Below are 250 nucleotides of genomic sequence, written 5' to 3' on the forward strand. Positions count from 1 at the left end.
GTTGAAACAAGAGAATTGTTGACCGTTGTTACATTGCCTTCAATTGTAGTACTGGAAATACAAGGAATGTTTATTGCAGCCGATTGTCCTTTCGCAATGCCTTTACACTCAGGGGCATCGTTATTCTCGCAAGGGACTGTACTTCTTACACACTGCAAATTTGGATTATCTTTGCAAGGAACGGTGTTGCTAGAAATTACTACACACATAATTTGACCATTAGCGGTACAAAGTGAGGTTGTATTTGCGG

At 40.4% G+C, this 250-nt stretch carries 1 protein-coding gene; it reads right to left on the reverse strand.

Annotation, left to right across the window (positions count from 1 at the left end):
* A partial coding sequence (locus SM754_RS20680) for a hypothetical protein (protein WP_501993836.1) occupies positions 1 to 209 on the reverse strand: 209 nt, incomplete at its 3' end.
* Between the last annotated feature and the right edge of the window lie 41 nt (positions 210 to 250).

This window comes from Halorubellus amylolyticus, assembly GCF_034808145.1.
Lineage (GTDB): Archaea > Halobacteriota > Halobacteria > Halobacteriales > Natrialbaceae > Halorubellus.